Annotated in this window: 7 protein-coding genes; 5 read left to right on the top strand and 2 right to left on the bottom strand. The window is 35.6% G+C overall.

Annotation, left to right across the window (positions count from 1 at the left end):
* Positions 1 to 423: ABC-2 transporter permease (locus B2R82_RS18735; RefSeq protein ID WP_286926377.1), on the top strand; the 423-nt coding region annotated here is incomplete at its 5' end.
* Between the two features lie 40 nt (positions 424 to 463).
* Here the strand turns inward: B2R82_RS18735 and B2R82_RS18730 are convergent.
* Together B2R82_RS18730 and B2R82_RS18725 are read right to left on the bottom strand one after the other, a co-directional pair.
* Positions 464 to 2,083: a hypothetical protein gene (locus B2R82_RS18730; protein WP_286926376.1), complete on the bottom strand. Its 1,620-nt coding sequence runs from the start codon at positions 2,081 to 2,083 to the stop codon at positions 464 to 466.
* The gene (locus tag B2R82_RS18725; RefSeq protein ID WP_283870003.1) at positions 2,083 to 2,862 is read right to left on the bottom strand and encodes an ABC transporter ATP-binding protein; all 780 of its coding nucleotides are present in this window, start codon (positions 2,860 to 2,862) and stop codon (positions 2,083 to 2,085) included. The genes B2R82_RS18730 and B2R82_RS18725 overlap by 1 nt, the downstream gene beginning before the upstream one ends.
* A gap of 137 nt (positions 2,863 to 2,999) precedes the next feature.
* Here B2R82_RS18725 and B2R82_RS18720 point away from each other — a divergent pair, with 137 nt between their 5' ends.
* From B2R82_RS18720 to B2R82_RS18705, 4 genes are all read left to right on the top strand, one after another.
* Positions 3,000 to 3,524, top strand: coding sequence for a sigma-70 family RNA polymerase sigma factor (locus B2R82_RS18720; RefSeq protein WP_054771276.1), 525 nt, complete (start codon positions 3,000 to 3,002; stop codon positions 3,522 to 3,524).
* Entirely contained in the window at positions 3,514 to 4,374 is an 861-nt protein-coding gene (locus tag B2R82_RS18715; RefSeq protein WP_286926375.1) for a hypothetical protein, read from the top strand. Before B2R82_RS18720 ends, B2R82_RS18715 begins: the two co-directional genes overlap by 11 nt.
* 214 nt (positions 4,375 to 4,588) lie before the next feature.
* Complete coding sequence (locus tag B2R82_RS18710; protein ID WP_286926374.1) at positions 4,589 to 6,040, top strand: PLP-dependent aminotransferase family protein; 1,452 nt, start codon at positions 4,589 to 4,591, stop codon at positions 6,038 to 6,040.
* Between the two features lie 4 nt (positions 6,041 to 6,044).
* The gene (locus B2R82_RS18705; RefSeq protein WP_286926387.1) at positions 6,045 to 6,947 is read left to right on the top strand and encodes a D-alanine--D-alanine ligase; all 903 of its coding nucleotides are present in this window, start codon (positions 6,045 to 6,047) and stop codon (positions 6,945 to 6,947) included.
* Positions 6,948 to 7,098 lie beyond the last annotated feature (151 nt).

Genomic DNA, 7,098 nt, shown 5'->3' with positions numbered 1-7,098 from the left:
CTACCATATACGAGAAAGGAAATTGTCAGTTCAAAATATATAGGTTCACTGATATTTACAACAATATTTGTTTTCATGATTTATGCGGGGGATTTCCTCATAAATGGAAAAGGGGATCTTTTTATATGGAAAGAAATGTTGTTTATTATTGGTCTAGTTATGGTCGCTATATCATTCATGTTTCCAATCTCCTATAAATTTAAAACGCATTATTTATTGATTGCTTTAGGTGTTTTATTGGGTATCTATATGTTAACAATTAGTTTACTAGTTCCTATAAATGATATATTAAGAGAACTAGCACGAAAGTTCTTGACTTTACAAGAAGCGCAAATGTATTTCTTAGCTATTCTTACAACTGTTATTTTATATATTGGATCATGGCTATTATCTATTCGTATATATGAGAAGAAAGTTTTTTAAAATAAAAAGGCTTGAGCCCAGTAATCTAGGCTCAAGTCTTTTATGTGCGCTTAAATACAAGTTTCCATAGAAAGAAATTCGTGATGACAAGCACGAATAAATAAATTAATACTCCATAAGAAACTTGAGCTGCCAGGAAGTAATGCAATCCCGCTAGAGCACCTAACGGAGGAAGTAATATAAGAGATTTCCAGCTCTGGGCATCGCCAATATCATTAAAGGGCTTTGTGAAAGGAATGTTACCTCCTATAGTGATATAACAAATGACGGTGTACAAGCAGCTCGTCACTAAAACAATCAGTAAATCTGGAATAATTCTCGGACCGTAGATGAAGCAGAAAATGAGGCTTAGTACAATATATAATGGAATATACAATTTAATCAAAAATGCTTTTAAGCTACCTTTTTTTAGGTCTGTATAATCTTTAAGTGGAAAGACCTTATAAATCCAAGCAGCTTTATATTTCGCTGAATAACTAAGCATAAGCACAGCTGACGGAATAATTATCATGCTGAAATAGATATTTAAATAGCTCATGCTAACAGAATAATCAACTTCCTCAGACCTAGAAAAAGTAAACATAAAAATGAATGGAATGACAAAGGAAAAGCCTAAAGATGGATATACTTTTAGTTTAAACTCTCGCTCTTGTTTCATCATCAGGGAGGCGAAGCGGTAGAAAGCTCTTTCTTCATTAGTTCCACAAATGATGTTTAACAAAAATGTCTTTAGACGATTCTTTCTTTCTTTTTTTGATTTACTTGTATTTAATAATTTTTGCAAATTACGTTCAAAGGTTGGCACTAGTTTGATATATAGCCATATTGAAATAATAGGTATGATGATTGCTAGCAAACAAAAAACTATAGTCATTAAGGATTGGTTACCATTTAATAGCAACTCATAGGGAGCAGCGAACCACATTGGTATAAGGAAAATACTCCACCAATGAAATACTATCGTCATATCTAAATTGACAAATTCAAAGGATCTAATCAGTACTTGATAGCCTATCATCAGCATTAAGGATAGTCCAATTTGAACATAATTGATCATATCCTTCAGCTTTTCTCCATCAAAGAATCGTAGAATCATCATATAGAGAATGGCGGTAAGCGCTACAATAAATAGGTTGATTAGAAAAATTTCAAACACTGTTAAAATAAAGAATGCAAGGCCTTGTTTGATGAGGCTGACGACAAGTGGAATGGCTGTTAATGCCACTGTTAAATAAGTTAAATAGATGAAAATATGCATAAACTTTGCGGCATTAATCGTTTTTGTAGAGATTGGCTTAGTCGATAGGATACTTCTGTCGCGTACATCCAGTAGGACTGATGAAAAGTCCGAAATCAAGGATGTCATAATTAAAAAAATAATCATGGCATATGAAATACTCATCTGGAAAAGATAATTTTGACCAAAGCTCATCAGTGGAATAAGTATTAGCCCGAACAAAACATAAATCCATAAGGACTTAATATAGCCGTATTTTTGATCTTCCTTCTTCTTGTTCTGGTTAAATATTGTCGGTACCTTACGCTCATCCATTGTTAATTTTACATGGAGGATTCTCCTCATCATGTCATAATCAATGCCCAATTTGATAAAAATAAATCGGAATTTATCAAGCAACTGTAGGGTTTTAAAATCTGTCATCATCGTACCTCTTGTACAATGGAAACAAATTTCTCACCAATTTCCTGATGTTCATGGAAGCCTGTCAATTGATTGAATATTCTTTCCAGTGTTCCCTCTGTATTCTCTGCTTGCAGCTCCGCAAACGTACCATCAGCAGCAATTTTCCCGTCGTACAACAGGATAATTCGGCTACTGATTTTCTCTACGACATCCATAATGTGGGATGAATAGAATATCGTTTTTCCTTGGGCAGCTAACTGTGTTAAGATTTCCTTAAAAATCATGACACTATTTGCATCTAAGCCATTAATAGGTTCATCTAAAAATAGGATGTCTGGATTATGTAATAGACTGGCAATAATTAATAGCTTTTGTCGCATTCCCTTAGAATAAGAGGAAATTCTAGCGTGGTAGGCTTCTCCAACACCGAACAATTCCATTAGGGACTTTGATTTGTCAGCAGCTACTTCTAAATCAAGTCCGTATAACTGTCCAATAAAGGTTAAATACTCATAGCCTGTTAAATTATCATAAACATCAGCGATTTCTGGCACATAACCAATTCTTCGTTTATAGGCTAGTTGATTTTCTTTAATGCTCTCTCCAAAGAGCCTGATATCTCCACCATAGTCACCCTCTAGCCCTAAAATTATTTTCACAGTTGTGCTTTTACCAGCACCATTAGGGCCAATATAGCCTATAATTTCTCCTCTAGATGCATGGAGGTCAATCCCCTTTAATATTTCCTTGTTCCCATAACTTTTCGTTAAATTCGAAATCGTTAAAATCTCTTCCATTTCGTAGCCCCTTTCAATCTTAGAAAAATTAACCATAAACATACTATACCATAGAAAAAGAGAGTATTTTCCTTTTGATAAAATGAAACCAGTTCATTTCCAGGCTTGTCTAACTTTATAAGAGGGGAGGTTATGCTTTGACTAGTGATGACAAAGAGCAATTGCTGTATGAGGCGATGGAGCAACATGGTGATTATTTAAAGCGGTTGGTTTATACATATGTAAAAGAATTACAGAAAACAGAAGATATTGTACAGGATGTCTTTATTAAATTTTATAAAAGCTTAGAGACCTTTGAAGGGCGTTCCTCCATAAAAACGTATTTATACCGAATAGCTGTGAACGAGTGTCAAAATTATTTAAAAAGCTGGCACTATAGAAAATTGGAAGTGACGGAAAAAGTAAGGACGTGGTTAAAGCGCGAATCCCTTGAAGTGGACTATTTGCAGAAGGAGCAAAATCAATCAATAGGCGAACTAGTGAGCTCTTTACCAATTAAATACCGAGAAGTATTATGGCTACATTATTATGTTGAACTTTCAATTACTGAAATGGCTGATGTTTTAAAATGCTCTCCTAACACAATAAAAACACGGCTAGCACGGGGGAGAAAATTAGCAAAAATAACGATAGAGGAGGGAGAAATTGAATATGAATATTAAACAAGAACTGGAGCGATCTCTTCCTGCTTCTATAAAATTATCAGAGAAGGAAAAGGCAAATATTCGTACAAAAATACACAAGTCCGATCAACCTAAGTATCATGTTAAGCCCTTAATTGTTTCAATAATAGCTGCAATTCTAATAGGAATTAGCCTACTACCTACAATTCAATCGGTAGAAAAAGCTAGCCCGCCCTCAAATGATACCTCAATGGCTATTACGGATGAAGGGCAACAGCAAAATATTGAGCCATCAGCACAGTCTGTGGAAGAACCTCCAAAAGAACCGCTTTCGCTTACGGATGAAGAAAAAAGACAATATTATGAGCAATATTTAGAGATTATAGATAGAGCGATGCAGAAAAAAGTAGGTTTATCCTTTGGTGTTTCACCAATAGAGGAATTTAAAGATGAATATTGGATTACACCACAACAATTTGAAAATGACGTTGAATCATGGTTAGAGGAGCACTTGGCTACAGAACGTGAGAAAATTGATAATATGTTAATAACACCGGAACCTGTAATTACCAATGCAGATGGCAGTACAACTAAAACAACTTATATTTACTTCCCGGATATTTTGAAAACCATAGAAGTTACAGGACATTTTGAGACACAATATAATGAGATTTACGATCGGCAATTGTTTATAAAAGCTGACAATATCTCTACAAAGCTGACTTATCCAAGGGGCACGTGGGAGCAAACATCCTATAGGGTTTCTTTAATAGATGGTGGTAGAACCTATAGAATTCGTATTGAAGGTAATTTTGACTATAATGGTTTACATTTCGAAAAAGCATTCACCATTGAATTTAATTGTGATGTAAATGGGAAAATATACTGACATTTTTAGAAATCTTATTCATAATTCTAATGCTATGAAAAAGCCATTCGGAAAATACTACGAATGGCTTCCTTACTTTTGTCAATGTCAGCAACAGAAGGTTTTTTAGATTAAAATTAGGAAAAGTAGCAACCACTACTAAAGAAAATTCGATATGCTGTGGACCTTTTGGGTTAGAAACAGTTATGCAAAAATAAAGCAAGGGGGTCAGGAAGTGTTTAATGATTTTAAGCTTGTGGATGATCGTCCTGTTTATATTCAATTAAAGGATTATTTAAAAGAAATGATTGTCAAGGGACATCTGCTGGAGCATCAGAAGCTTCCATCTACCCGTGAACTTAGTAAATTATTATCGGTCAGTAGAAATACAGTACTGAATGCATATGCAGATTTAGAGCAAGATGGCATCATCTATGCAGTGAAAGGAAAAGGGAATTTTGTAGGAAAGGTCGTAACAGTGAAAAACACATCCGTGGAGCTTCATTGGAGGGAGAGGCTTAATAAGGTTACTTTATTAGCTGATGAATTAGATTTGATGAAGCAGGAGGATATTCACTGGGAAAAAGGCATGATTTCCTTCAACAGTGTTGCCCCAGAAGAAAAGCTTTTTGATGTGGAAAATTTCAAAAGAGCCTTTTTAACTCGGATGTCCCTTGAAGGAGATATCGTATTGAATTACGGTTACGCCAAGGGCTATAAACCGCTAATCGAGTACCTTCTTCACTATATGGAAAGGAAGGGTGTCGATATTTCCAATAAGGATATTTTAATTACGAATGGCTTTACAGAGGGTTTGGACATTTTGCTATCTTCCTTTGCTAAAAAATCTGGGCGTGTGATTTGCGAAAATCCTACTCATCACGCCGCATTAAAGCTTTTTCGCTTGCATGGCTTTGATATCCATGGAATTGACATGAGGGATGATGGTATCGATATACATCAGGTTGAAAAAAGCTTGGCAGCAAAGGATTTCGATTTTGCTTATTTGATTCCATCCTATCATAATCCCACAGGAATTGTGACCTCCTCTGAAAAAAGGGCTGAAATCATTAGCCTTTTTTCTAACTATCAAATTCCGATTGTAGAAGATGGCTTTAATGAGGAATTACGTTATTCAGGCTCTCATCTAGCACCGCTAATAACCTTTATTGGTGCAGGTAACAATGTTATATATATCAGTAGCTTTTCAAAAATTCTTTTTCCAGGCTTACGGGTTGGCTGGATTTTAGCAGATAGGGAGCTTATTCATTGCTTGGAAAGTGTGAAAAGGGCACGAACTATTCATACATCAACATTAGATCAAGCTGTACTTTATCAATATTTACAGGATGGCTATTTCGAAAAATATTTAAAAAAGGCTAAGTCAGTCTATAAGAAAAAATATGAACTAGCCCGTCAAGCTTGCAAACAATACATTCCCTTTAAAAGAATGACTGGAGATGGTGGCCTTCATCTCTTTATTGAGTTAGAGCAAGGAATAAATGCTCGTACACTATTGGAAAAGTGCTATCAAAGAGGGGTTGTTTTTTATCCCGGGGATGTTTTTTATAGCAATGGCGAAGGTAGTAATACTTTTCGATTAGGTTTTTCTCGGTTAAAAGAAGAGGATATTGTCCATGGCATTAAGATTATTGGAGATACATTGAAAAATGAAATGGGGAGTTGAAAATATGCGAGTTGGCGTTATTATGGGTGGAATTTCCTCTGAAAAGCAGGTCTCTATCATGACAGGGAATGAAATGATTGCCCATTTAGATAAAAATAAATATGAAGTTGTCGCAATTGAACTACACGACAAAACAGAGCTTATAGAGAAAGTGAGAAACATTGATATTGCTCTGTTAGCGCTTCATGGCAAATTTGGAGAAGATGGCACGATACAAGGTGTACTTGAGACCTTAGATGTGCCGTATACTGGCAGTGGTATGCTAGCAAGTGGTATTTGTATGGATAAAAATATATCGAAAAAAATTCTTCGTTATGAAGGAATTGAAACGCCAGATTGGCTCCATCTTTCGACTATGGAGGAGCTGCAGCTAGATGAAGTGGATAAAATGGGATATCCGTTAGTAATAAAACCAAATTCGGGAGGCTCCAGTGTAGGGGTTAAAATAGTAAATGATAAAGATGCCTTAGTATCTGCGGTTTCAGAAGTATTCAAATGGGATACTGAAATTATTATCGAAAAGTTTATTGAGGGGGAGGAAATAACCTGTTCGATCATGGGTGGTGAGCTATTACCAATATTGTCGATTCGACATACCGCACAGTTTTTTGACTATGAGGCGAAATATAATGATGCTTCTACAATGGAGGAGGTAATTGAACTTCCGACTGCCATACATGAACGTGTTTCGGAAGCTGCAATAGCCAGCTATAACGCTTTAAAATGCAGTGTTTATGCTAGAATTGATATGTTAATCAAAGATGGCATTCCATACGTAATGGAGGTCAATACATTACCAGGTATGACAAAAAACAGCCTACTCCCAAAAAGCGCACTTGGGGCGGGAATAGGCTATGCAAACCTACTAGATAAAATAATAGAAACATCCTTACAGATAAGACGATAAATCAGTGGTAGGTTGCTTGGTATAAAAAACACCTTTTGTGCTTCAACAAAAGGTGTTTCATAGTGTTGAAATACTAAATGGCCAAGTGACTCTTTGTGAATCTTTAGTCAAAATGAAGGTGATTTCCGTTCCAGGCTACTAGCTTTCCAGT

Origin of the sequence: Lysinibacillus sp. UBA6686, from assembly GCF_002455205.1 — a bacterium.
Lineage (GTDB): Bacteria > Bacillota > Bacilli > Bacillales_A > Planococcaceae > Lysinibacillus > Lysinibacillus pakistanensis.
This window is presented reverse-complemented; position numbering and strand designations above follow the sequence as displayed.